We start from the raw sequence: 24,571 nt of genomic DNA, 5'->3' as shown, positions 1-24,571 counted from the left end.
AGAACTCGCTAACCATCTTTCTAAAAGGTAAAAGACCAATCAAAGACCGGGTAGGGTCCTTTGAATTGGTCTATTTTTATAAATGGCAACTCCTCGATTCAAAAATAAATCACCTGATTCAAATTTGAATCAGAAAAACGGCACTATCCCCTCCATATTGGACATTTTGATTCAAAAATGAATGCTCTCTCTTCTGTACATTCAAAGAAACCGCCCGGCTCAATGATTTCATAAGTTGGCACACTTCTTGCAATAACAATTAGTGAAAACTTGTTGAGGAAGGAAGATGACCAATGACGGTAGCATTAACAGAAGAAATGCAGCAAATGAAAAGTATGATTCGTAATTTTGTAGAAAAAGAAGTGGAACCATATGCACAGCAAATCGAAGAAGAAGACGCGATTCCCGATCATTTAGTAGAAAAGGCGAAGGAGTTGGGTCTGTTTGGGATCAGCATTCCCGAGGAGTACGGTGGAATCGGATTAAATACAGTAGAAAAGGCCAATGTTCTTGAGCAATTGGGAAGGACTCATAACGGGTTTGTTTCCTTAATAAGCGCGCATACAGGTATTGGGAGCACGGGACTTGTGAAATTAGCATCAGAGTATTTGAAGAATAAATATTTACCTGACATGGCTGCGGGCAATAAGATCGGTGCATTTGCCTTATCAGAACCCGGTGCGGGATCAGATGCGACGAATTTAGCGACGAGGGCAGAGAAGAAAGGCGATTATTGGGTAATGAACGGCACCAAACATTTCATTACCAACGGTCCGATTGCCGATGTATTTACCGTATTTGCTTTAACGGACAAAGATAAGGGAGCAAAAGGCGGAATAACCGCTTTCTTATTGGAAAAGGATTTCCCTGGGTTGATCATTGGGAAAAAAGACAAAAAGATGGGTCTGAGAGGTTCATATACGTCTCAAATTATCTTTGAAGACTGTATCATCCCCGAAGAAAATGTCATCGGCGAAGTAGGGATGGGATATATATCAGCGCTTAAAATACTGGGAGAAGGCCGCGTTGGTTTAGCTGCCAGAGCAGTCGGATCATGTGATAAGTTAATTGAATTATCAGCGGGGTATGCCAAAGAGCGGATTCAGTTCGGTAAGCCGATCGCTGATAATCAAGCGATTCAATGGATGCTCGCAGACATGGCAACAGAAACGGAAGCGGCAAGGACGTTGACTATGATGGCAGCACAAAAGATTGATGAGGGCAAAAAAGTGGTGAAAGAGGCCTCAATGGCAAAATTATTTGCATCGGACGTATTTAACAGAGTAGCCGACAAAGCCGTACAGATCCACGGAGGGATGGGATACGTATCCGACTATCCGGTGGAACGTTTTTATAGAGATGCAAGGATTACAAAAATTTATGAAGGAACAAATGAAATTCAACGTTTGATCATTGCCCGTAACGTTTTACAGGAGAGTTAGAAAAAGCCAGTCTCTATAAGGTATAGAACTGAATGAAAGAGGAAGGTGAAATCTCTTTGCAAAACTTATTAGATCGGCCGTGGAGTAAATTTTATCCAACCAATAAGGATTTTCAAATTCCGGAAATTCCCCTGTATAGCATTTTGGAGAAGTCAGCGGAACTATACGGAAAGCGTACAGCCATTATTTATGAACATCAAAAGATGACCTATCGTGAATTAAAGGATGGAGTGGATCGCTTGGCGGCATCCTGGAGAAGACTGGGGGCAAGCAAAGGGGAACGGATCGGCCTCATGCTCTCGAATCATCCAGATTATATCACTTCCTATTACGCTGCTCAGGCACTTGGGCTGGTCGTCGTGCAGATTAATCCAATGTATACGGCCAGAGAACTCCTTCAACTGGCAAGCGATTCTCATGTAACCTATCTAGTCGTGGATCCGGGGGCAATCCAAGCTGTTAAGGAAGTATCCGGAATCTATCCGTTCCGGCATGTCTTTGTCTCACAAGCGGAAAAAGGTAGTGAAGGATCCGGGTTTCACAGCTTAGAAGAGTTAAAACATTCCTCCCATTCTCTGGATAAGCCCGCACCTGTATCTGTACATGAGGATGTAGCGGTTATCCAGTACACCGGAGGGACGACCGGTAAGATGAAGGGAGCGGTTCTGACCCACTACAACCTGATTGCCAATGTCGTTCAAAGTCAATATATGTATGGGGGGAACATGCTCCTGGGAGAGGAAATCGTATTGACTGCGACACCACTATATCATGTGTATGCCATGACAAGCGCCATGAACCTTGGTTTGTACATCGGGGGGACATTGCTGCTGATCAAGAAATTTGAAATAGAGAATGTGTTGGACAATATTCGTGAATACCGCCCGACTTACTTTCCCGGGGTTCCCAAAATGTACAGTGCATTTGTGAATCATCCTGGAGTAGAGGACTACGGGCTGGATTGTATAAAAATGTGTTCCTGTGGGTCGGCGCCTCTTCCCATTGAAATTATTAAACGTTTTGAGTATTTAACGGGATCAGCCATATTAGAAGGATTTGGCTTATCTGAAGCGTCTCCATCCACTCATCGCAATCCCACTACCGGTGTAAGGAAGATAGGGAGTATCGGAATCCCGGTGCCAGGTACAGATTGTATGATCGTGGATCAGAATGGGCAGGAATTGCCGGCCAATTGTGTGGGGGAATTGCTCATTAAAGGACCCCAAATCATGAAAGGCTATTGGAACAATGAGAAGGAAACGAGTCGCTCCTTACGGGACGGATGGCTCTTCACAGGGGATCTGGCCACGATGGATGAAGAGGGTTACTTTTACATTGTCGGAAGAAAGAAAGAAATGGTGATTGTAGGCGGGTTCAACATTTATCCCCAGGAAGTAGAGAGTATCCTGTATGAACATCCACATGTGAAGGAAGCGGCTGTGGTTGGAATTCCGGATCAAACAAACGGAGAAATTGTAAAGGCATACATTGTTCCAAAAGATGATTGTCAAGTGGATTTAGAAGAAATCAAAGGTCATTGTTATATGAAGTTAACACGTTATAAAGTGCCAAAGGAGTTTGAAATAAGGGAGTCGCTCCCTCGGAATACAGTCGGGAAGCTGTTAAAGAGGCTGTTGGTTCAAGAGGAACGGAATAAGGAGGAGAGTAAGCGTGCAAATGAGCGAGATTAAAACAATAGGTGTCGTCGGATCTGGCGCAATGGGATCACAAATTGCCATGGTGTGTGCCTTGGGCGGGTATTCGGTTATTCTCCATGACGTGAGTGATGAGAGTCTTATTAAGGCCAAACACTCTCTGCAAGGTCATATGGATAGAAGGATCCAAAAAAGTAGATTAACAGAAAAAGAGGTGGCGGACGCCTTTAGCCGAATGATGTTTTCCTCTTCTTTGGAAGATCTTCAGCAGGCGGATTTTGTAATTGAAGCAATCGTCGAGAAGTTAGAGGCTAAACGGGAACTCTTTGCAAAACTGGATCAGATCGTCCCGAAGCATGCCATCCTGGCAACGAACAGCTCCACCATTGTCAGTTCGAAGATCGCCGATGTGACGGACAGACCTGAAAAAGTATGCAACGTACATTTTTTCAATCCGGCCCTTGTGATGGAACTGGTCGAAGTGGTACGGGGACCTCATACATCTGATGAGACAGCGGAACTTGCAGTGGAGGTAGTCAAAAAGATTCAAAAAGTACCTGTTCTTCTGAAAAAAGAGATTTCAGGATTTATTGCCAACCGGATCCTGGGGAAATTAATGGATGAAGCCGTGTATTTACTGGAAAACGGATATGCAGATCATGAAGAAATCGATCTGGTATGTACAAAAGCGTTAAACCATCCGATTGGCCCTTTTGCCCTCATGGATTTGACAGGCATTGATGTAAATTACTTTGTGCGGATGCAACGATATCAAGAAAGTGGGAATGAAGCCGACAAGCCGGCTCAAATCGTGGAGGACAAAGTCCATAAAGGGGAATTGGGACGGAAAACAGGAAAAGGATTTTACACCTACGACCATTCTGACGTCCGGGTATAAGCCCGAAGAAGAAGTCAAAAACGGAAAGGGGGCGTGAACATGATCAAGCAGGTAGCCATCATCGGTGCGGGAACAATGGGGCGGGGGATCGCTTACACGTGCGCAGCAGCCGGCCTATCGGTTACCGTACAGGATATTCATTCTCATACCCTTGAAGCATGCAAAGAGTATATAGACAGCCAATTTCAAAAAGCAGTACAAAAAGAATTCCTGACAGTCGATCAGGTAAACCATTATGACCAAAACATTAGGTATACGACAGATCTTCAGGATGCGGCTGGTCAAGCAGATTTAGTCATTGAAGCGGTTCTTGAAGTAATGGAACTGAAGGTCGGGATTTTTAAGCAATTGGATGAATACGCTCCTAAGCACGCCATCCTGGCAACCAATACTTCTACCATGAGTCCAACAGAGATTGGAGCTCAAACGAACAGACCACCTCAATGTATCGCCCTTCACTTTTTTAACCCCGTTCCAAAAATGAAATTAATTGAAGTGATCTGTGGATTAGAAACTTCCGAAGAAACGGTGGCTAAAAGTTTTCAGTTCGGAGAAACCATTGGGAAAGAATGTGTCAGGATCAACGAATTTCCCGGCTTTGCCGTCAGTCGCATGAATTGCCTGATCGGCAACGAAGCGATGAAGATGGTAATGGAAGGCGTAGGGAGTATCGAAGACATCGATAAAGCGATGAAGCTGGGATTGAATCATCCCATGGGGCCTTTGGAGTTAGCGGATTTAGTCGGATTGGATACAAGGCTCCGTAATATGGAGTATCTCTATAAGACACTCGGTGAAACCTATCGTCCCTGCCCTATTCTTACAAAGTACGTGAAAGCGGGAAGATTAGGCAGGAAAACAGGCAGAGGTTTCTACGAATATAGCAAACAATAGTGAAAGAGGTGAACAGGATGGACTTTCGTCTAAGCGAAGACATTCAATTTTTGAAAAAAGGTGTACGTGATTTTGTCCAAACAGAGGTAGAGGCTGTGGCAATGCAGATCGAACAAGAGGATAAAATCCCCGACCGGATTAAAGAAATGTCAAAAGAATTGGGCCTGTTCGGATTAAGCATTCCGGAAGCCTATGAGGGGCTTGGAATCGGGATGGTGGGAAAATGTGCACTGTATGAGGAGATCGGAGCTACGCACAACGGTTATACCACTCTGATTGGGGCACATACGGGGATCGGGACGGTCGGTATTGTAGAAATGGGCAACGAGGAACAAAAGCGTAAGTATTTGCCTGCCATGGCCAGGGGTGAAAAAATCGGGGCGTTTGCGTTGACTGAGCCTGGTGCAGGTTCTCATGCCACGAATCTAAAAACATCGGCTGTAAAAAAGGGAGACAAATACCTCTTAAACGGTACGAAGCATTATATTACAAACGCGACAGAAGCAGATATATTCACAGTGATGGCTGTGACAGATCCGGAAAAGGGTGCAAAGGGTATTACATCCTTCATTATAGAAAAAGATTTCCCGGGGTTTCACGTCGGGGCAGTGGAGCGGAAGATGGGGCTCAGGGGATCCCATTCAGCTGAAATCATTTTAGAAGATTGTGAAGTGCCTGTTGAAAACGTATTGGGAGAAGAAGGACAGGGATATGTCAACGCACTAAAGATCCTGGCAAATGGGCGTGCCGGATTGGCAGCGCGCAATCTTGGTTCGTGTCAGAAACTTCTGGATTTAACTGCAACTTATGCGCAAGAACGGATTCAATTTGATGTTCCGATTTTCGAACATCAAGCCGTATCTCATATGATAGCTGAAATGGCAGTAGATGTTGAGTCACTGCGATCATTTACATATCGGGTAGCCTGGATGGTCGATGAAGGAATGAAAGTGATAAAAGAAGCGGCTATGCTGAAACTATTTGGTTCAGAAGTATACAACCGTGTAGCAGATAAAGCTGTTCAAGTTCACGGAGGCATCGGGTATATTGCAGATTATCCGATTGAGCGTTTTTTCAGGGATGCCAGAATCACAAGGATATATGAAGGAACATCTGAAATACAGAAAAACATAATAGCTGGTCAACTAAAGAAAGAGTATAGCTGATAAGAGGAGGGGGAGAAAAACGATGCGAGAGGAAATCGTCATTGTAAGCGCTGTTCGGACGCCGATTGGCCGCTATGGAGGTGCTTTAAGAGAAATCAGCTCCGGTCATCTGGCGAGTCTTGTTATAGAAGAGGCAGTAAATAAAGCGAACATAGCGGCTGAACAAGTTAGTGAAGTCATTTTAGGAGAAGTAAGACAATCAACGGAATCATCGAATGTTGCCAGAGTAGCGGCATTAAGGGCAGGGATACCGGCCACTTCACCAGCATTTACAGTCAACCGATTATGCGCATCAGGCATGCAGGCCATTACCTCAGCTGTACAGCAGATAGACTCCAACCAAGGAACAATCATTGTGGCTGGGGGAACAGAAAGTATGAGTCGTGCCCCCCTTTATTTAAGGAATGCGCGCTTTGGAGGAAATCGGTCAATCCTAGTAGATTCAAACAAAGAAAACGGTCAGCAACCACAAGAATTATATGGATATCATCTGGGAATGGGAATCACAGCGGAAAATGTAGCTGAAAAATATGAGATCTCAAGAGAAGATCAGGACACTTTTGCAGTAGAGAGTCAACAAAGAGCTGCAAAAGCTATGGGAAATGGAACTTTCAAAGATGAAGTCGTCCCGGTAATGATCCAACAAAAAAAGGGAATGGTTACAATCGATCGAGACGAACATCCCCGTCCTGAAACAACGATTGAAAAACTGTCGGGTTTAAAGCCCGCTTTCAAGGAAAGTGGAACGGTTACAGCAGGTAATGCCTGCGGACGAAATGACGGAGCTTCTGCATTAGTATTAATGAAAAGAAGTGAAGCTGAACGATTAAAGAGTAAGCCACTAGTAAGGATAGTAGACTGGGCCACCACGGGAGTTTCACCAGAAGTCATGGGGATTGGACCGGTGCCGGCGGTAAAGAAATTACTGCAAAGAACAGGGAAGACAATAGAGGATATCGGGCTTTTTGAGCTGAATGAAGCTTTTGCTTCTCAAGCATTGGCTGTCATTCGAGAGCTGAGTCTGCATGTGAATAAAGTGAATGTAAATGGAGGAGCGATTGCCCTTGGTCACCCTGTTGGAGCAACGGGAGCCCGGATAGTCACTACCTTATTACACGAGATGGTACGCAGACAAGAAAGGTATGGGATTGCTACCCTTTGTGTGGGTGGTGGGCAAGGCATGGCGATTATGCTTGAAACCATTTTATAGATTTAAATAAGGAGAGGATGTTATGAAACAGCCTGTTATTGTATCCGCCGTTCGGACCGCCATTGCCAAACAAGGAGGGACTCTTGCTAATATGGATCCTTCCATGTATGGAGCTGCTGTGATGAAGGAAGCGATTCAGCGTGCACATATAAGAGCAGAGGACATTGATGATGTCATCTTTGGAAACTGTCTGGCTGGGGGAGGGAATATGGCCAGGCTGACACTGCTTGAAGCTGATTTACCTCTTTCCATACCCGGCATGACCATTGATCGTCAATGTGGTTCAGGAATTAATAGTATAGGTCTTGCTGCTGATCAAATCCGGGCAGGTCGTGGAGAGGTCTTTCTTGCAGGTGGAACCGAAAGCATGTCACGGTCACCATATTTACTTGCACCCCAAAGTAGACCCTATGATCGAATGCCTCCTCAATTTGTAAAAAGAAAACTTTCACCAGATCGTATCGGTGATCCTCCTATGGGAATAACAGCGGAAAATTTAGCTGAAAAGTACGAAGTAACGAGGGAGGAACAGGATTTATTTGCATATGAAAGCCAACAAAAGATGGCCAAAGCGATCAATAGTGGGTATTTCAAGGAACAGATTGTCCCAATTTCTATTACGAATAGAAAAGGAGAATCCTATTCTTTCAATCAAGATGAACATGTTCGTCCGAATACGACATTAGAAGATTTATCAAAGCTTTCTCCCGTATTTAAAAAAGGGGGAAGTGTAACAGCCGGGAATTCTTCTGGTGTCAATGATGGGGCATCAGCTGTTGTTCTTATGTCAGAGGATCGGGCAAATGAAAAGGGAATAGCCGTATTAGCGAAAGTGAAGGAGTGGGCAGTTGCGGGAGTGGACCCAAATACAATGGGAATTGGTCCAGTCCCTGCTGTTCAAAAAGTACTTCGAAGAACAGGTCTATCTCTTCTTGATTTCGATTTAATTGAGTTTAATGAGGCGTTCGCTGCTCAGGTGCTTGCTTGTCAGCGGGAACTATCCATGGACATGAAAAAGGTTAATGTAAATGGAGGGGCCATTGCTCACGGTCATCCCATCGCAGCAACCGGGGCCATGCTCATTACAAAATTAATATATGAAATGGAAAGACGTGATGCAAAACGTGCTCTTGCAGCAGCTTGTATAGGCGGAGGACAAGGCATTGCTTTAATACTTGAACGGTAGAGAAATGAAGAATGGAGGGATATAGGTATGTTTACATTTGCAAATATAGACGTGATTAAAAAAGGACAGCTCGCTTATATCGTAATCAATCGTCCTGAACAGAGAAATGCTCTGACGAAGGAAACATTAGGAGAAATAACAGAGGCTTTAGAAGAAATAAGGAAAGATGAAACAGTAGCGTGTCTGGTCTTTACAGGGCAAGGAGATAAATCGTTCGCTGCCGGAGCTGATATTGGCCAACTGCGTGAAAAATCGGCGCTTGATGCATTAAGTCCATGCGGAATGCAAGATGTGTACAATTTAATAGAGTCTTTCGAGAAGCCTACTATTGCTATGATTAATGGGTATGCTTTGGGAGGCGGATGTGAATTAGCCATGGCATGTGACATACGGGTCGCCTCGACCACTGCCAAGCTTGGTTTGCCGGAACTTAATTTATCCATTATCCCCAGTGCGGGAGGAACGCAGCGTCTAGTCAGGATTGTAGGAAAAGGAAAAGCACTGGAAATGATATTAATGGGCAAGGTGATGGATGCCGTAGAGGCGTGCCGAATTGGTCTTGTGTCAGAAGTAACCAAGCCTGAAGACCTTGAAGAAAAGGTAGAAGAAGTGGCGGGTCAAATCCTGTCAAAAGGCCCTTTAGCTGTAAAGTTGGCTAAGATTGCTGTAAATCTGGGATCTGACGTGGACATGAAGACGGGGTTGATGATCGAAAAGCTTGCTCAAGCCGTCCTCTTTTCTTCAGAAGACAAAAGAGAGGGAACGACGGCATTCCTGGAAAAACGAAAACCAGAGTATCAAGGCAGATAAGAAGGGGGAGGCGAAGGTTGCCAATTACAATAGAGGATATCCGCGAAAAATTTAAAGATAACCCGTTTTTTTCCCATATAGGGTTTGAAATCGTGAATTTTGAAGAAGGAAATGTGAAAATCAAGCTGGATATTAAAGACTATTTGCTTAATATAAACGGAACCCTCCATGGGGGTGTTCATGCCACTATGCTGGATTATATTCTCGGCATGGTCACGCGGTCCGTCACGAAAGCAAAGGTAGTGACAACGAGTTTAACCGTTCATTATCTTTCCAGTATTTCAGAAGGTGAAATCTTCGCAGAGGCCAAAGTTCTTCAGCAAGGATATAAACTTGCTTTCACTGAAGGGGAAATTAAGGATAGTCAAGGTAATATTCTGGCAAAAGGAATGGGGACGTTCAAGCTGGTTCGGGAGAAGTGATTTTTTGTTCATTATATTAGTAAGCGTTTCCACTCCTAACTCCTTTTTTAACCTAATAAATAATAACAAAGAAAAGAGGGATTCATATGCGGTGGTTTGTTCTTCTAATGTTATTTTTCGGTGCAGTGATTAATTTTGCTGATAAATCAATCATTGGGCTTGCGGCACTTTCCATCATGAAAGAACTGGATTTATCCTATGCAGAGTGGGGGCTTGTAGGAAGCAGTTATTACTGGCTTTATCCTGTAACCGGAATTTTTGGAGCTGCATGGGCAGATCGAATTGGAGCAAAAAAAGTCCTTGGATTATTAATGTTAACATGGGCCATCCTGCAATTTGGTGTCTTAGCGATTGCTGCTTTACCACTATTGGTTGTATACCGGGTTTTATTGGGGGCATTCGAAGGCCCATTTAGTCCAGTTGCCTACAATCATGCAGATAAATGGTTCCCGGCAAAACAAAGAGGATTTGCAAACTCTGTTGTAGTTGCTGGTGGAACTGTCGGAGCAATGATTGTTGCACCGCTGCTGGTGGCATTGATTACTATATTAGGATGGAAGGCAGCTTTTGCCTGTCTCGGTCTGGCAAGTATTGTATGGTTCTTCTTATTTCAATTTTTCACGAAGGAAAGTCCTGTTAAAAAATATCAGGAGGTTCAGAAGAAAAAGAAAGAAAAGCTGGGGAAAATAAATGTAAAAGATTTCTTAAAGCTTCTTGGTTCTCCTTCAGCTTTATTTACGACATTAGCGTATTTTTCCACATATATCCTTGTTGTCTGGTTTTCTGTCTGGCTACCTATTTATCTAGTAGAATCAGTGAAAATGTCTCCAGGAGAAATGGGATACAGTGTAGCGGTTATTGGAATTGTTTCAGTCTTTATATATACAGGGGTTTCAATGCTATCTGATTATTTATTTAAGAAAAGCGAAAACTGGCGTGTATCAAGGATTTTTGTAGTTGCTGGAGCGATGATACTGGGGTCTCTCTTATTGGCATCCATTACTATTTTTCAAAATCCGTTATGGGTCATCATCGCCATGTGTTTAGCTAAAGGGTTAACCTATTCTATTTTACCGATTGGACCAACCATTATGATTAATGAGTGGCCAGAACGTGGTGCATTGATGACAAGTATTTTAACTTCTTCAGGTAATGTCGCAGGAATCATTGCTCCGATTTTAACTGGTTATATAGTTGGATTGGCTGGAGCAAATAAAATTGCAGGTTATAACTTATCTATTATGTCAATGGCCTTTCTTGTTCTGGTTTTTAGTATATTATTTGCTCTTTTTGTTAAACCGTCTATAGCGAAAAATAAGGTTGAACTGCATGATGATTTATCTGAAAATTCTAATATTAAGTATTCGTGACGACGATTTCCCCCACTACTTTTTTAACCAACGGCAAAAGTAGAAGAGCATGTGAATGTTAATAACTTTTCTTTAGATGTTTCCCATTCTGTTGTCTACCCTGGTTGCATGCCTTTGGATAGGGCATGCATCTTCTTTTTTAGACTGGGTATTGTGAATTGCGAAAGTAGAGGAATGGTTGCAAACCGAATTAAATGTTTGGAGGAGGAAAATATGAAAACACGTATTACAGAACTACTGAAAATTCAATATCCAGTTATTTGCGGTGGTTTATACAGAATTGGGCGTGCTCCTTTAGCAGCTGCTGTTTCAGAGGCGGGAGGGCTTGGGATAATGACCTCTTCCACTTTTGAAACGGCGGAGGAATTGCGTCATGAAATAAGAAAAGCAAGAAAATTAACAAAAAAACCGATTGGCGTAAATATCAACTTATTTCCCAGCGTGAAAAAAATGCCAAACGAGGCATATATAGATGTATTGCTGGATGAAGGGATACGGATTGTGGAGACCTCGGGCAGAAATCCTGAACCTTATATGAAGATATTAAAAGATAATAACGTAATCGTTATCCATAAAGTCGCAGGAGTAAAATATGCCAAGACAGCCGAGAGGGTAGGATGCGATGCAGTAACTGTAGTGGGATTTGAAGCTGGGGGTCATCCAGGGATGGAGGATGTGGGGAATATCGTTTTAGTTCCCCAGACAGTGGATGCAGTTTCTATTCCGGTTCTTGCAGGAGGTGGGATCGCAGATGGACGCGGATTGGCTGCGATGCTTGCTTTAGGGGCAGAAGGTATAGTAATGGGTACGAGATTTTTAGCATCTCAAGAAGCAATGGTCCACGACAATGTAAAGAGATGGATGGTACAAGCATCAGAAATAGATACGGCATTGATTCAGAAATCAATTGGTTCAACTTCGAGAGTGGGCAGAAATGCGATTGCTCTTAAAGTGCTGGATGCAGAAAGTAGAGGAGCTACATTGGAGGAACTCTTACCTTTTATTTCAGGCAAGAGGTCGGCAAAGGTCTTCAACGAAGGAGACCTCGATGCGGGTGTTTTTTCATGTGGTCAATCCGTAGCAAGAATCCGGGAAATTCAAACTGTAAAAGAAATCATTTCAGAGGTGGTAGGTGAAGGAAGACAAACAACGGACAGGATGAGAAATATTTGGAGTGATACATAGACACACCTATAATCCAGAGGTCCGTCCCTCTTCACTTCTTCTGCACCCCAAACCGGCAACTAATTTCCATAAATATACAGGGTTATAACCCCTCCAACAGGGAATAACGACTATTATGAAAGTCATCTCAGTTTATTTCGGAAGGTCGGATCAATAATGAAAATGTTAAAAATCGCAGGGGTTGTCGTACTGTTTGCTCTTATTCCTGTCGTCTACTTCAGTTTTTTTGCAGATGAGACAGAGTCCTCATCAAAAAAACGGGTGATTGCATTGGGGGATTCCCTCACTTACGGCTATGGTGATAAGAAGGAAACAGGTTATATCGGGCGGTTAGAAGAGAAAGTAAATAAAGAACAAACCAAGAAGTCGTATAACTTTCAAAACCTTGGGATACCGGGACAGCAGTCGGATCAATTACTCGCACAAATCGTAAAGCCTGAGGTTGCCGAGGATTTAAGTGAAGCGGATGTATATATCATCAACATTGGAACCAATGATCTAATCAAGAACAATGGTGGAGACTTGTTCCCTTTACACCACGATGAAATAATGGAAGCGAAAAAGGACTATCTCGATCATCTGGATAAGATCCTGAATATTGTCGGGACAGCGAGCAAAAAAGCGGATATCATCGTGTTGGGATTGTATAATCCGTATCCTGACAAGGACAGCGATAAAATTGAAGCTTATGTGGATGATTGGAATAAGTCAATGAAGAAGGAAGCAGAAAAACATGAGAATGTGAAATATGTATCAACCAATCCACTATTTAAAGGAAAGTCTAAAGAAAACTATTTCCATGACTCCCTGCATCCTAATGGAAAAGGATATGAATTAATGGCAGATCAAATTATGAAGAATTATGACTTTTAACCTTATTTTTACAATGTTCGGGGGAATTCGGGGTGGTTTGCGAATCTCCGATTGAAACATTAACAATTCCGTAATACCGTTTTAAATCTGTTGTAACACTAGTGAAACAATTTTCGGGTAATATAGATAATAAGAAATTGACCCCCTTTTAAGTAATAAATCCCGTAGATGACACAGGAATCGCCTGTGTCTATTTTTTTTGCCTTTTTTTCTGTTATAGTGATTGGGGAATACCTGTACCAATCATTTGCAGACTCCTCAACATGTCAAAACCTGTCCCAATATCTTTCGATTTCAATCGACACGTTTTCAGGCAGGCGGAGACATTGTAGCTTGTCTTCAATCATAGTATAATGTAAGGAATGAAGTTGACTGTAATCGGGACTGATCCATTCATCGATCCCGAATCATCAAGATTGAGGTGAAGGTAGTGCAACGTGTCACAAATTGTTTATATCTGGATGGAGACAAGGTGCTCCTTCTCCAAAAGCCAAGAAGAAACTGGTGGGTAGCCCCGGGTGGAAAGATGGAGTCCGGAGAATCGATCAGGGATGCCGTCATCCGGGAGTATCGTGAGGAAACGGGCATCTATTTAAAGAATCCTGATTTAAAAGGCGTCTTTACGTTCATTATTAAAGACGGTGATCAAATCGTTTCGGAGTGGATGATGTTCTCTTTCTTCGCAACAGAGGCGGATGGAGTCAATCTTCAAGAATCAGCAGAAGGTAAGATCAAATGGCATCCTATTGAAGACATCAAGAATTTGCCTATGGCTGAAGGGGATTATCATATTCTGGACTACCTTTTGCACGGAAAGAATACGATATATGGAACCTTCACCTATACTCCAGATTTTAAATTATTATCATATCGACTGGATCCAAGTTAAACAACGAACTTTTTATATAGAATATTACGATAGAAAAGCGGGGGAAGAGCATGAGTACAGGTTCTGCAAACGATGTTCAATTGGTCATCATAACGGGTATGTCCGGAGCTGGCAAAACCGTTGCCATTCAAAGCTTTGAGGATTTGGGATTCTTCTGTGTGGACAATCTGCCGCCCACTCTTCTGCCAAAATTTTTGGAACTGATGAAAGAGTCCGGTAATAAAATGAATAAGGTCGCCCTTGTCATGGATCTCAGGGGAAGGGAATTCTTCGATCATCTATTTAAAGCATTGGATGAATTGGCGGAAACATCATGGGTATCGCCTCAGATCCTCTACCTTGATGCAGATGATTCATCCCTGGTCAGACGCTACAAGGAAACACGCCGTTCACATCCATTGGCTCCATCAGGCTTGCCTCTTGAGGGGATCCGTCAGGAAAGGGAGCTCCTCGAGGAATTGAAGGGGCGTGCCCAGCTGATCTATACCACTTCCACCATGAAGCCAAGAGAACTTAGGGAAAAGATTTTAACGGAATTCTCGGTGAACAAGAAAACGATCTTCACGGTGAACGTCGTATCCTTCGGTTTCAAACACGGGATTCCCATCGATGCCGATCTGGTGTTTGATGTACGCTTCCTCCCTAATCCCCATTATATTGATCATATGAGACCGAAAACGGGATTGGATGAAGAGGTATCAACCTATGTGTTGAAATGGAATGAAACGAATAAATTCATCGAAAAAGTAACCGATTTACTCTCGTTCATGCTTCCCCAATACAAGCGTGAAGGGAAGAGTCAGCTTGTCGTGGCCATTGGATGTACAGGCGGGCAGCATCGTTCGGTTGCGTTAGCAGAGTATCTTGGACATCATTTCGAAAATGACTACCAAACAAAAATTTCTCATCGAGACATCCAGAAGAGAAAGGGTCTAACAACATGACACATACACCCAAGGTCGTCGTGATCGGGGGAGGGACCGGCCTGCCGGTCCTTCTCAGGGGATTGAAGCGACACCCGATTGATATATCGGCCATCGTCACCGTTGCAGATGACGGCGGCAGTTCCGGTCGTTTGCGGGACAGCCTGGACATACCTCCACCGGGGGATATACGGAATGTCCTCGCTGCCCTGTCAGAAGTAGAGCCACTGGTTGAACAAATGTTTCAGCATCGATTTGAAACGACGAATGAACTTTCCGGTCATGCCCTCGGGAACTTGATCATCGCGGCCCTTGCTTCCATTACGGGAGACTTTGTCCATGCGATTCAGGAAATGAGCAGGGTATTGAATGTGAAGGGAAAGGTACTTCCGTCAGCGAACCAGAGTGTCATCCTCAAGGCTGAAATGGAGGATGGGACGATCGTGACGGGGGAATCCGCCATTCCGAAAGCCGGCAAGAAGATCAAACGTGTCTTCCTGAAGCCGGACAGCATCAAGGCATTAGGTGAAACGTTGCGGGCCATCAAAGAAGCCGATTTAATTGTGATGGGACCGGGAAGCCTATATACTAGTATCTTACCGAATCTCCTTGTCCCTGGAATTGGCGAAGCCGTCTGTCAGGCGGAAGCCAAAAAGATGTACATTTGCAACATCATGACCCAGGCAGGGGAGACACTGGATTATTCAGCGAGCGACCACGTGAAGGCGTTATACGATCATTTAGAAACTCCAAGCATTGATTATATCTTGGTAAACAAGAAACAGGTGCCTAAAGAGGTACAGGAAAGATATAATGAAGAGCAGGCAAGCCCCGTTCATTTTGATGTGGATAAATTAAAATCCATGGGCTTGGAAGTGATCGCAGAAGAGATCCTTTCCTATGAAAATCATCTCGTCCGTCATAACACAGAGAAGGTCGCGGATATTATTTATTCTTATTTGAAAGAATCAACCAACTGATATACAACGGAAATTTCCTGCGTAAAAGGTTGTGCAAGCGTTTGCTAGGAGGTGATGGGGATGTCGTTTGCGTCTGAAACGAAAAAAGAACTGACTAATATTGAAGTGAAGGATTGCTGTGCAAGTGCAGAGCTTTCCGCATTGATTCGGATGAATGGTTCATTGTCCTTCTCGAATCAAATGCTCGTCGTCAATATTCAAACCGAAAACGCCGCCATTGCCAGAAGAATCTATACATTAATCAAAAAAGGGTACGACACCCCGGTAGAGCTTCTGGTTCGGAAGAAAATGCGGCTGAAGAAAAATAATGTGTACATTGTACGAATCAAAGAAGATACCAAGATGATCCTCGAGGACCTGAAAATACTGGGTGAACATTTCACCTTTATCCATAATATAGCGGAAGATCTGATCAAAAAGAAATGCTGCAGGCGCTCGTACCTACGGGGAGCGTTCCTTGCCGGCGGTTCGGTTAACAATCCGGAAACATCATCGTATCATTTAGAAATCTTTTCTCTTTATTCTGAACACAACGAAGCGTTGTCCGAGCTGATGAATTCCTTTGGCTTGAACAGTAAGACCCTTGAACGGAAAAAAGGCTTCATTACGTATTTGAAGGAAGCGGAGAAAATCACGGAGTTCCTGAATATCATAGGGGCACACAACGCCCTGCTTCGATTTGAGGATGTACGGATCGTCCGTGATATGAGGAATTCCGTTAATCGTCTGGTGAATTGCGAGACGGCTAACTTGAATAAAACCATCGGTGCAGCCTTGAGACAAGTAGAAAACATCAAGTTTATCGAAAGACATGTAGGATTGCAGGTTTTACCCGATAAATTAAGGGAGATAGCAGAGCTTCGAGTGAACTATCAGGATGTCACGTTGAAAGAACTGGGGGAAATGGTGTCAGGCGGCACGATCAGTAAATCAGGAATCAATCACCGCTTACGGAAAATCGATCAGCTGGCAGACAAGTTAAGAGCGGGAGAAAAGCTCAATACCTAATTAAGGACAAAGGGGAGAGAAATGATTATGGTGGAAAAACAAGTAGAAGTGAAATTGAAGACGGGTCTTCAGGCGCGACCGGCGGCATTATTCGTGCAGGAGGCAAACCGCTTCTCATCTGAAATCTTCTTAGAAAAAGATGGGAAGAAGGTCAATGCCAAAAGCATCATGGGCTTAATGAGTCTAGCGATCTCCACCGGCTCTGCCATCACATTGGTAGCAGACGGAAGCGACGAAGAAGAAGCGCTCGACGCCCTTGAAGGATTCGTTCAAAAAGAGGTGTAAATGTTCAACTTCAGAAAAAGCCGGTGACCAGGGAGTGGTCATCGGCTTTTTCTATCGGTAGAGGATACAAAAAAACCCCCTTCCCGGAGTCTGGAAAGGGGGTTTTTTGGTTCTTATTTATTATCCATTTCGTTACGGGTGATGATGCGGTCGATCAATCCGTATTCAAGCGCTCTTTCAGCTGTCATGAAGTTATCGCGGTCCGTATCTTTTGAAATCACTTCAAGAGGTTGACCAGTGCGATCAGCAAGGATTTGATTCAATTTTTCGCGAAGGAATAGAATGCGCTTCGCAGCGATTTCGATTTCCGTCGCCTGACCTTGAGCACCACCAAGTGGTTGGTGAATCATCACTTCAGCGTTTGGAAGGGCTAAGCGCTTGCCTTTTGCACCAGCTGCAAGAAGGAACGCTCCCATTGAAGCCGCCATACCGATACAGATCGTCTGAACATCAGGCTTGATGTATTGAATCGTATCGTAAATAGCCATACCTGCCGTGATGCTTCCGCCAGGAGAGTTTATGTAGATTGAGATATCCTTCTCCGGATTTTCAGATTCAAGGAAAAGAAGTTGTGCTACAATGGAGTTCGCCACATTGTCGTCAATGCCGCTTCCAAGCATGATGACACGGTCTTTCAATAAACGTGAATAAATGTCATACGCACGCTCACCGCGGTTTGTTTGTTCAATAACTGTAGGAATTAAATTCATCCTCGTTCCTCCTTAGAAATTCTTTTTATTTGTTGGAATTACTTATTCACTTTGTATTGTTATCATACACCCATGGTCAATAAAGGTCAAACTAAACGATTCCGTTATTACCCTGTATATAAATCCTTTCTACATGATACCCATTGATACCTTTTTTAAACAGTTCGCTATTTGTAAAGTTTATGAGTTCCTATATGTGAGATAGCACTCACTTCTTCAAGATATAGAGAAGGTCCTTCTTAGAAAAGTATCGTGTAGAATTGAAGACCGTTTCTTTCCGCTGCAGGCACTTGCTTTCCGGCGGGGCGTGAGTTGAGCCTCCTCGGGCTTTGCCCTGTGGGGTCTCAACTTTCCCGCTATTCCCGCAGGAGTCAAGTGCCTTCCGCTTCAATCCACTCTGTGGTTCTCAAATAGGATAGTAAAAGAGGAGAGTAGATCCTATCCTAATAAGTCAGTGTGCTACATAGAAGTTCCATCCACTTTATAAAATATTAATAAAGGATTAAAAAAAGACGTAAACGATAATATCTATTGCAAACAAGCATTTTCTGGCTTATAATATATATTCGTGACGGTTATTCATTTCATGCCCTCGTGGTGCAACGGATAGCACGTAAGATTCCGGTTCTTGAGATGGGGGTTCGATTCCCTCCGAGGGCGTAGTTGTAAGAGAGATATGAAGGTGTTTCTACAAATTTTTGATTTGTGGAGGCATCTTTTTTTGTTTTTGAGGTTAAGGGTATTTTAGTGTAATGTATAATCATATAATATACCTATTTTGAAGAAGTGCCGGATCAGTTTTGAGTTATATACATAGGAAAGTTACTAAACACGTAAAAAAGATTTATGTGTTGAGATTTATTGGTTTTGCCAGAAGAATAGTTAGAGATGAGGAAAAGAAGAGAAACTCGTTGATATAGCATAGAAGAAGAATCTTAAACCGGGATGGTGGCTTAGTATGAAAGATTTTGTAGCTTTTGATTTTGAAACGGCTAATCGTGCAAGACACAGTATATGCTCAGTCGGAATGGTGTTTGTAGAAAACGGTGAAATTGTTGATTCAATTTATCAATTAATCGATCCGGAAGAGGGATTTGATAGGTTTAATATCAGCATACATGGAATTACACCACAAGATGTTGAAGGAGCGATGACGTTCGATGCTTTCTATCATTCTATCAAGGGGAAAATAGAGAACAAGTTGATGATTGCTCATAATCTTTCCTTCGATGGATACGCTTTGAGGGATAATTTAGCTCGTTATGAAATGAAGCCTGTATACAACCAATTTCTCTGCACATATCAAATGTCCAGAAAAGTGGTGAAGGGTCTCCCTGCCTATCAGCTTTCGTCTATTTGTACTTATTTTGGAATCGAATTAGATCATCACCATCATGCTGCAGATGATGCTAAAGCATGCGCTCAATTAATGCTAAAGCTGGCAGAAGAGTACAAGATTACGGACTTTGATTCTCTCTACAATAAGACTCGAATTAAACCGGGAGAAATATCCGAAGGCATCTATCGCTCTTCATTAGTAAGTAAATCTGCTAAATAACTAAACTTTAGTCGTTTTTTTTACAGATTCTATTGAATATATTAAGAGTATGGTGTTGAGATGGACGGAGAACACCCACACTCTGACAGTTGATTGAAGCGGAAGGTGCTCGACTCCGGCGGGAAAAGTTATTATATCAGGGCTTACAACCGTTTTAATTTCTTTTGAAATTTTTTTTAGAATCATATTAGCTAAACGTATTCCCTTTTTTTCTTATTTGTTCAAAATAAAGGAAATTATGCTTACGCGTTGCGTTGAGAGACTGGAAGGGTCTCCCTCATTTTTCAGTATGGGCACATTTGATCTCTGCTTATTAGGTAGACTTACCCTCCCATATCTCCTGGCATCGAGTGCCTACATTCCTTCGTTGGGTCTTTCCCTAACGCAGAGGCCGGCGTATGCTCCTGCATGGACTGATCAGATGATCGTCGAAAGTCGTGTATGGGCCGGCTTCTCAGTGTCTGGGTTGTAGAAGAACTACGTTCTAATTCAAAGCTTTAAGCTGCTTTAGGATGAGCGAGGAAAGGCATGTCTCGCATCATTCGCTCTAAATCAAATGTCGTTCCATAATGACTAAGACCGTGACAAATTTGAAGTAACTTACGACAAAGAATCACAAGTGCTTCTTTTTTCGTTACCGGTTTCTCTCGATCATTGCTGTAATAATCATAAAGTGCTCGAAACGCCGAATTAGCGTGTAGTAAAGGGAACACTGCTTTATACAATAAGGCTCGAAGCCTTCTTCGCCCTCGCTTAGAAATCCTTTTTCTACCCTTTGATTCACCAGATGAATTGGTTACGAGTGTGAGTCCCGCGAGTTTAAATAATTGGCGTGGATCCTTGTAACGTTTGAGTGAACCTGTTTCTGAAAGTAACTCCAATACGGTTGTTTCACTAATACCAGGAATGGAAGTAAGGTAATCAAAGTCAGGCAATTCACGGGCAAGGGCGATAAGTCTTTCAGTAAGCGAATGAATCTGTGATTCATACATGGACAATTGGTCAAGTAACATCCTGATTTCCATGCGTGCCATTTCCGGACTGTCTTGAAGTCCTATAGAATGCTTTGCCACTTGAAGTAGTAGTTCTACTTTCTTCTTTGACAGATAACGAACGCCCTTTTCATGGAGAAAGCCAATCAGTTCTTCAGGCGAGAAGATCAAGAGATCTTCTGGTAAAGAGGCATATTTCAAGATAGCCTTAGCCTGCTTCCCAAGACCTTTAATTACAGAAGCGAACTCAGGGAAATAAAGGTCGATCCATCGTCGAATGCGGTTTTGAATAGAGGCCGATTCTTCTTTTAAACGGGCTCGATAGGCCGTCCCCCGACGAAGCTCTGAATCGATTTGAGTCATTTCCCTTGGCATATTGTAATATCCTTGGGGCATCATTTTTGCGATGACGCGGGCATCTTTTAGATCGTTTTTACTCTGTAGGTTATCGTCTAGCTCTTTGGTTTGCTTCACGTGCAGAGGATTGACCAGGACATATGGAATGCCATGTTCTGTTAGAAAAGCTGCGAGGTTCATCCAGTAATGTCCGGTCGGTTCAAAGCCAACGATTATTTCTTTTTTCTTATGAATATCCAAGAGCTTTAGAATTGTGGCGTAAAAGCTTTCAAATCCTTGAAGGGATTGACGAATGACAAAGCTTTTCTTGAGTTCACGTCCACGCTCATCCACGGCACAGGCGTAATGGTTACGCTTGGCTATGTCGATACCGACAACCAGTGTGGTGTCAGAAATTTGATTAATACGGTGATTTCGATTATTATGCATGTGAAGATCCTCCTTAGTTATGAGCGATTGGTTAGCACCTGCATCATAACGGAGGGTCTTTTTTTATGCAATAGATGAATTCTCATCTCACAGGAATTGCTCCTGCGGGAAAAGCGGGAAAGTTGAGACCCCGCAGGGCAAAGCCCGAGGAGGCTCAACTCACGCCCCGCGGAAAGCGAGCACCTGCAGCGGAAATCAACCACCACACGCTCTGTGGAATTTTTGAAAAATATCATATACATAATACTACCAACGAATTCCCATTAACGAACCACCAATTTTATTGTAGAATAGATAAATGGGAGGTTAGTAATCATGAATTTGAAAGCAGGGCTATTTCAAAATCAACAACTTAAACTTCAAATGACTCAACAGCTTTCTCAAGCCATCACCATCCTCCAATATTCTACGATGGAACTGAATGCTTATTTAGAAGCTAAGCAATTAGAGAATCCCCTTATTCAAGTAGAACCGCCTAAACAAGACTCCCTCTATCAACGAGAACCTTATACGTATAAACGAAATGCCGGCAATCCCGATCATACGGTGGATTGGTATGAATATGTTTCCGTGCCCACGAGAACCCTTGGGGATGCGCTATCTGTTCAAATAAATTTGAAATCGCTTACTTCTTTCGATCGGAAAATACTAGATGAATTAATATGCAGCTTGGATGACAACGGTTATTTAAGAATGGATGAACCATCCTTCAATCAAAAACATGGTTTGGAAAGGGCTCAACTGGAAAACTATATTAAGAGGATTCAGGAGTTGGAACCTGCCGGGATAGGAGCAAGGAGCCTGCAGGAGTGTATTTCCCTTCAGCTGCAGCGGAAGTCCGATGTTCCCCCATTGGTAATGATGATTATAAACAATCATTTTCAAGCTTTTGCCAAAAAGAAGTGGAAGTCGATCAGCAAGGAACTTGGGGTTGATCTGAAAGACATCCAGCAGGCTGCTGATTTCATCCAGCACTGCAACCCGAGGCCGGGATCGAAATACTCACCGCATATTGCTGAATACATTATCCCTGAGCTTGTGGTGAACGTGATCGACGGTCATACCGTGGCCGTATCGTTATATGATGGAACTACCGTGAACGTCACTTATAATGAAGAGTACACTGATTTCTTGAAGCATCATCCTGAAAGGGAAGTCCAAACCTATCTTCAAGAGAAGGAGCAGGATTTCCAGTGGCTCCTGCAAAGTTTACGGCAGCGAAAACAGACGATCCTGAAAGTGGGGAAGATGCTTGCTGAGAAGCAGAAGTCTTTCTTTTTGGAAGGGCCATCTGCAATCCAGCCCCTGACGTTAAAGCAGGTCGCCGATGAAATCGATGTGCATGAATCGACGATCAGCCGTGCCGTGAAGGGGAAGTATATGCAAACCCCCTTTGGGATCTTCGAGTTGAAGTACTTCTTTACCTCAGCAATAAAGTCGGTCAAACTTGAGGATTCAGAAGCGGCGTCTGCCCGGACAGTGAAAAACGAGCTTCAGAAGCTGGTTGATGAAGAAGATAAGAAAAAGCCTCTATCAGACCAGAAGATTGTGAATCTACTTTTGGATAAAGGGTATGATGTTTCCAGAAGGACCATCGCCAAATACCGGGATCAAATGGGGATCACTTCTTCGACGATGAGGAAGAGGTATGAATAGAGGATTTTTGCATGGAGATTGTACCAGGTACAAAATAGTTAGTTTGTACCTGGTACACCGAAGCCGGTTTGTACCTGGTACACCGAAGCCGGTTTGTACCTGGTACACCGAAGCCATTTTGTACCAGGTACACGAATGCACGATTGTACCAGGTACAAGGATAAAAAATCAACCTGACGCTACCTACAACTAAACAAAGCGAGGCAACAATATGAAGCAAGTGATTTTCTACACACGAACCCAATGCGGCCTTTGCGAAGACGCAAAAATCACCCTGAAACTTCTTCAGGATGAGATGGGCTTTTCCATTGAAGAAGAGGACATCGATAAAAGCGATGACCTCACGGAACGTTTCGGACTGATGATCCCGGTCGTGGAACTGGACGGGGAAATCCTTCAGTATGGGCAGATTGATTATTTTACGCTCAGCAAGCGTTTACATGAAAAAACCCGATAGTTTCTAGTTGAATTACGATTCATACCCTGATAAAATGAATCTTGAAAGCAGGGATGAATTTTTTTTGGAGGTAGTGGGACATAATATGTCTATGCGGGACTGAATGAGTCCAACGCATCCGCGCACTTCATTTGAAGGAGCTTTTAATTATGGAATCTTTAATTGACATACAAAAGCGATTATTACCTGACCTGCTTGAAGTTATGCAAAAGAGGCATCAAATTCTACGTTCCATCCGGTTCATGCAGCCTGTCGGACGCAGAAGTCTTGCTCAGAATATGGGCCTGACCGAACGCGTGCTGAGAAGTGAAGTGGAGTTTTTGAATAATCAAGATCTCATTGATATCAAAACTTCCGGAATGATCATGACGGAAGAGGGTATACAGCTTTTAGAGAATCTTGAAAGCATGATGAGAGAGATTTCCGGAATCAACGTAATGGAACAGGAATTAAAATCGTTACTAAATCTTCATCAAATTGTAATCGTTCCTGGGAATAGTGATGAGTCTCCTTGGGTAAAAGAAGAATTAGGGCGCGCTTCAGCTGCTAGTATGAAACGCCGACTAAAAGGGAATACTATCATCGCTGTGACTGGAGGTTCGACGATGGCAGCCGTAGCAGAAAGGCTGACACCTGATTTCTCTGATGAAACTTTGTTTGTTCCTGCACGGGGTGGAATTGGAGAGGACGTTAAGAACCAGGCCAATACCATTTGTGCCAAGATGGCCGAGCACACAGGAACGCGACATCGTGTTTTATATGTGCCGGATCAGGTTAGTAAAGAAGTATACAAATCCTTTTTGAAAGAACCGATGATCAAAGAGGTTCTTAATCTGATCAAATCGGCTAACATGGTTCTCCATGGAATTGGAGATGCTATTACAATGGCTGAAAGACGAAAGACCACGGACGAAGATTTCGAGAAAATCACCAGGGGTCATGCCGTCGGGGAAGCATTTGGTTATTATTTTGACGAAGCAGGTGAAGTGGTACATAAGGTGCCGACGATCGGCCTGCAATTAGAAGATCTTAGTCACATTGAGAACGTCATCGCCGTCGCTGGCGGCAGCTCGAAGGCGAAAGCGATTCGGGCGTATATGAAGGGTGCTCCTCATAAAACCGTGCTCATCACGGATGAAGGAGCAGCGAGAGAGCTTTTAAAAGGGTAAGCCCTTTTGAAATATAAAAAAATCATCCTTAACTATCTAAAGGAGGA

At 43.2% G+C, this 24,571-nt stretch carries 23 protein-coding genes and 1 tRNA gene; 22 read left to right on the top strand and 2 right to left on the bottom strand.

The genetic code is table 11. From position 1 onward, the window contains the following. Nucleotides 1-293 precede the first annotated feature (293 nt). The 17 genes from AC0VXY_RS19425 to AC0VXY_RS19345 all read left to right on the top strand — a co-directional run bounded on the left by AC0VXY_RS19425 (nucleotide 294) and on the right by AC0VXY_RS19345 (nucleotide 17,196). A complete protein-coding gene (locus AC0VXY_RS19425) occupies nucleotides 294-1,442 on the top strand; it encodes an acyl-CoA dehydrogenase family protein (protein ID WP_435989274.1) in 1,149 nt (382 codons plus the stop codon). A gap of 56 nt (nucleotides 1,443-1,498) precedes the next feature. Further along, nucleotides 1,499-3,133, top strand: a complete 1,635-nt coding sequence (locus AC0VXY_RS19420) for a long-chain-fatty-acid--CoA ligase (protein WP_475526217.1) — start codon at nucleotides 1,499-1,501, stop codon at nucleotides 3,131-3,133. Then, on the top strand, nucleotides 3,114-3,995 hold the full coding sequence (locus AC0VXY_RS19415) for a 3-hydroxyacyl-CoA dehydrogenase family protein (protein WP_475526216.1): 882 nt from the start codon (nucleotides 3,114-3,116) through the stop codon (nucleotides 3,993-3,995). Before AC0VXY_RS19420 ends, AC0VXY_RS19415 begins: the two co-directional genes overlap by 20 nt. Before the next feature lie 42 nt (nucleotides 3,996-4,037). Next, nucleotides 4,038-4,889 carry a 3-hydroxyacyl-CoA dehydrogenase family protein gene (locus tag AC0VXY_RS19410; protein WP_475527906.1) on the top strand — a complete coding sequence of 284 codons (852 nt, stop codon included), beginning with the start codon at nucleotides 4,038-4,040 and terminating at the stop codon, nucleotides 4,887-4,889. 17 nt (nucleotides 4,890-4,906) lie between these two features. Beyond that, complete coding sequence (locus AC0VXY_RS19405) at nucleotides 4,907-6,055, top strand: acyl-CoA dehydrogenase family protein (RefSeq protein ID WP_475526215.1); 1,149 nt, start codon at nucleotides 4,907-4,909, stop codon at nucleotides 6,053-6,055. Between the two features lie 22 nt (nucleotides 6,056-6,077). Further along, nucleotides 6,078-7,265, top strand: coding sequence for a thiolase family protein (locus AC0VXY_RS19400; protein ID WP_475526214.1), 1,188 nt, complete (start codon nucleotides 6,078-6,080; stop codon nucleotides 7,263-7,265). A 22-nt stretch (nucleotides 7,266-7,287) separates the two neighbouring features. Continuing rightward, entirely contained in the window at nucleotides 7,288-8,451 is a 1,164-nt protein-coding gene (locus AC0VXY_RS19395; RefSeq protein ID WP_475526213.1) for a thiolase family protein, read from the top strand. 27 nt (nucleotides 8,452-8,478) lie between these two features. Further along, nucleotides 8,479-9,261, top strand: coding sequence for an enoyl-CoA hydratase/isomerase family protein (locus AC0VXY_RS19390; protein ID WP_475526212.1), 783 nt, complete (start codon nucleotides 8,479-8,481; stop codon nucleotides 9,259-9,261). Between the two features lie 17 nt (nucleotides 9,262-9,278). Further along, nucleotides 9,279-9,683 carry a PaaI family thioesterase gene (locus AC0VXY_RS19385; RefSeq protein WP_435989282.1) on the top strand — a complete coding sequence of 135 codons (405 nt, stop codon included), beginning with the start codon at nucleotides 9,279-9,281 and terminating at the stop codon, nucleotides 9,681-9,683. Between the two features lie 107 nt (nucleotides 9,684-9,790). Further along, a complete protein-coding gene (locus tag AC0VXY_RS19380) occupies nucleotides 9,791-11,053 on the top strand; it encodes an MFS transporter (RefSeq protein ID WP_475526211.1) in 1,263 nt (420 codons plus the stop codon). Between the two features lie 198 nt (nucleotides 11,054-11,251). After that, the gene (locus AC0VXY_RS19375; protein WP_475526210.1) at nucleotides 11,252-12,238 is read left to right on the top strand and encodes an NAD(P)H-dependent flavin oxidoreductase; all 987 of its coding nucleotides are present in this window, start codon (nucleotides 11,252-11,254) and stop codon (nucleotides 12,236-12,238) included. A 156-nt stretch (nucleotides 12,239-12,394) separates the two neighbouring features. Further along, nucleotides 12,395-13,111 carry a GDSL-type esterase/lipase family protein gene (locus AC0VXY_RS19370; RefSeq protein ID WP_435989285.1) on the top strand — a complete coding sequence of 239 codons (717 nt, stop codon included), beginning with the start codon at nucleotides 12,395-12,397 and terminating at the stop codon, nucleotides 13,109-13,111. Nucleotides 13,112-13,541: 430 nt separating this feature from the next. Next, on the top strand, nucleotides 13,542-14,000 hold the full coding sequence (locus AC0VXY_RS19365; RefSeq protein ID WP_034764665.1) for an 8-oxo-dGTP diphosphatase: 459 nt from the start codon (nucleotides 13,542-13,544) through the stop codon (nucleotides 13,998-14,000). Between the two features lie 50 nt (nucleotides 14,001-14,050). After that, entirely contained in the window at nucleotides 14,051-14,944 is an 894-nt protein-coding gene (rapZ, locus tag AC0VXY_RS19360; protein WP_435989286.1) for an RNase adapter RapZ, read from the top strand. Further along, the gene (locus tag AC0VXY_RS19355; RefSeq protein ID WP_435989287.1) at nucleotides 14,941-15,903 is read left to right on the top strand and encodes a gluconeogenesis factor YvcK family protein; all 963 of its coding nucleotides are present in this window, start codon (nucleotides 14,941-14,943) and stop codon (nucleotides 15,901-15,903) included. Before rapZ ends, AC0VXY_RS19355 begins: the two co-directional genes overlap by 4 nt. Before the next feature lie 60 nt (nucleotides 15,904-15,963). Further along, a complete protein-coding gene (gene whiA, locus AC0VXY_RS19350; RefSeq protein WP_034764240.1) occupies nucleotides 15,964-16,911 on the top strand; it encodes a DNA-binding protein WhiA in 948 nt (315 codons plus the stop codon). Between the two features lie 27 nt (nucleotides 16,912-16,938). Then, on the top strand, nucleotides 16,939-17,196 hold the full coding sequence (locus AC0VXY_RS19345) for an HPr family phosphocarrier protein (protein WP_475526209.1): 258 nt from the start codon (nucleotides 16,939-16,941) through the stop codon (nucleotides 17,194-17,196). Nucleotides 17,197-17,309: 113 nt separating this feature from the next. On the opposite strand, the gene clpP is transcribed toward AC0VXY_RS19345, so the two are convergent. Next, entirely contained in the window at nucleotides 17,310-17,906 is a 597-nt protein-coding gene (clpP, locus tag AC0VXY_RS19340; RefSeq protein WP_098439082.1) for an ATP-dependent Clp endopeptidase proteolytic subunit ClpP, read from the bottom strand. A gap of 588 nt (nucleotides 17,907-18,494) precedes the next feature. Here clpP and AC0VXY_RS19335 point away from each other — a divergent pair. Then, nucleotides 18,495-18,566 (top strand) — tRNA-Arg (locus AC0VXY_RS19335). A 298-nt stretch (nucleotides 18,567-18,864) separates the two neighbouring features. Beyond that, the gene (locus tag AC0VXY_RS19330; RefSeq protein WP_475526208.1) at nucleotides 18,865-19,464 is read left to right on the top strand and encodes a 3'-5' exonuclease; all 600 of its coding nucleotides are present in this window, start codon (nucleotides 18,865-18,867) and stop codon (nucleotides 19,462-19,464) included. Nucleotides 19,465-19,961: 497 nt separating this feature from the next. Here AC0VXY_RS19330 and AC0VXY_RS19325 read toward each other — a convergent pair whose 3' ends face one another. Next, nucleotides 19,962-21,242, bottom strand: coding sequence for an IS110 family RNA-guided transposase (locus tag AC0VXY_RS19325; RefSeq protein ID WP_475526207.1), 1,281 nt, complete (start codon nucleotides 21,240-21,242; stop codon nucleotides 19,962-19,964). A gap of 315 nt (nucleotides 21,243-21,557) precedes the next feature. Between AC0VXY_RS19325 and rpoN the strand changes: the two genes are divergently transcribed. The 3 genes from rpoN to AC0VXY_RS19310 all read left to right on the top strand — a co-directional run bounded on the left by rpoN (nucleotide 21,558) and on the right by AC0VXY_RS19310 (nucleotide 24,524). Beyond that, nucleotides 21,558-22,898: an RNA polymerase factor sigma-54 gene (gene rpoN / locus AC0VXY_RS19320; RefSeq protein ID WP_475526206.1), complete on the top strand. Its 1,341-nt coding sequence runs from the start codon at nucleotides 21,558-21,560 to the stop codon at nucleotides 22,896-22,898. 211 nt (nucleotides 22,899-23,109) lie between these two features. Then, nucleotides 23,110-23,355 (top strand): glutaredoxin family protein, encoded by a 246-nt coding sequence (locus AC0VXY_RS19315; protein WP_061809793.1) that lies wholly within the window; start codon nucleotides 23,110-23,112, stop codon nucleotides 23,353-23,355. Nucleotides 23,356-23,504: 149 nt separating this feature from the next. Next, nucleotides 23,505-24,524, top strand: a complete 1,020-nt coding sequence (locus AC0VXY_RS19310) for a sugar-binding transcriptional regulator (protein WP_435989292.1) — start codon at nucleotides 23,505-23,507, stop codon at nucleotides 24,522-24,524. Nucleotides 24,525-24,571 lie beyond the last annotated feature (47 nt).

The organism is Rossellomorea sp. QJM3NY_18, assembly GCF_056173145.1.
Note: the sequence above shows the minus strand (reverse complement) of the source record. Positions and strands in the feature narration are given on the sequence as shown.

Coding starts and splice junctions, on each gene's coding strand:
- AC0VXY_RS19425 (WP_435989274.1), top strand. CDS start 294: ATGACGGTAGCATTAACAGAAGAAATGCAGCAAATGAAAAGTATGATT.
- AC0VXY_RS19405 (WP_475526215.1), top strand. CDS start 4,907: ATGGACTTTCGTCTAAGCGAAGACATTCAATTTTTGAAAAAAGGTGTA.
- AC0VXY_RS19400 (WP_475526214.1), top strand. CDS start 6,078: ATGCGAGAGGAAATCGTCATTGTAAGCGCTGTTCGGACGCCGATTGGC.
- AC0VXY_RS19395 (WP_475526213.1), top strand. CDS start 7,288: ATGAAACAGCCTGTTATTGTATCCGCCGTTCGGACCGCCATTGCCAAA.
- AC0VXY_RS19390 (WP_475526212.1), top strand. CDS start 8,479: ATGTTTACATTTGCAAATATAGACGTGATTAAAAAAGGACAGCTCGCT.
- AC0VXY_RS19380 (WP_475526211.1), top strand. CDS start 9,791: ATGTTATTTTTCGGTGCAGTGATTAATTTTGCTGATAAATCAATCATT.
- AC0VXY_RS19370 (WP_435989285.1), top strand. CDS start 12,395: ATGAAAATGTTAAAAATCGCAGGGGTTGTCGTACTGTTTGCTCTTATT.
- rapZ (WP_435989286.1), top strand. CDS start 14,051: ATGAGTACAGGTTCTGCAAACGATGTTCAATTGGTCATCATAACGGGT.
- AC0VXY_RS19355 (WP_435989287.1), top strand. CDS start 14,941: ATGACACATACACCCAAGGTCGTCGTGATCGGGGGAGGGACCGGCCTG.
- whiA (WP_034764240.1), top strand. CDS start 15,964: ATGTCGTTTGCGTCTGAAACGAAAAAAGAACTGACTAATATTGAAGTG.
- AC0VXY_RS19345 (WP_475526209.1), top strand. CDS start 16,939: ATGGTGGAAAAACAAGTAGAAGTGAAATTGAAGACGGGTCTTCAGGCG.
- clpP (WP_098439082.1), bottom strand. CDS start 17,906: ATGAATTTAATTCCTACAGTTATTGAACAAACAAACCGCGGTGAGCGT.
- AC0VXY_RS19330 (WP_475526208.1), top strand. CDS start 18,865: ATGAAAGATTTTGTAGCTTTTGATTTTGAAACGGCTAATCGTGCAAGA.
- AC0VXY_RS19325 (WP_475526207.1), bottom strand. CDS start 21,242: ATGCATAATAATCGAAATCACCGTATTAATCAAATTTCTGACACCACA.
- rpoN (WP_475526206.1), top strand. CDS start 21,558: ATGAATTTGAAAGCAGGGCTATTTCAAAATCAACAACTTAAACTTCAA.
- AC0VXY_RS19315 (WP_061809793.1), top strand. CDS start 23,110: ATGAAGCAAGTGATTTTCTACACACGAACCCAATGCGGCCTTTGCGAA.
- AC0VXY_RS19310 (WP_435989292.1), top strand. CDS start 23,505: ATGGAATCTTTAATTGACATACAAAAGCGATTATTACCTGACCTGCTT.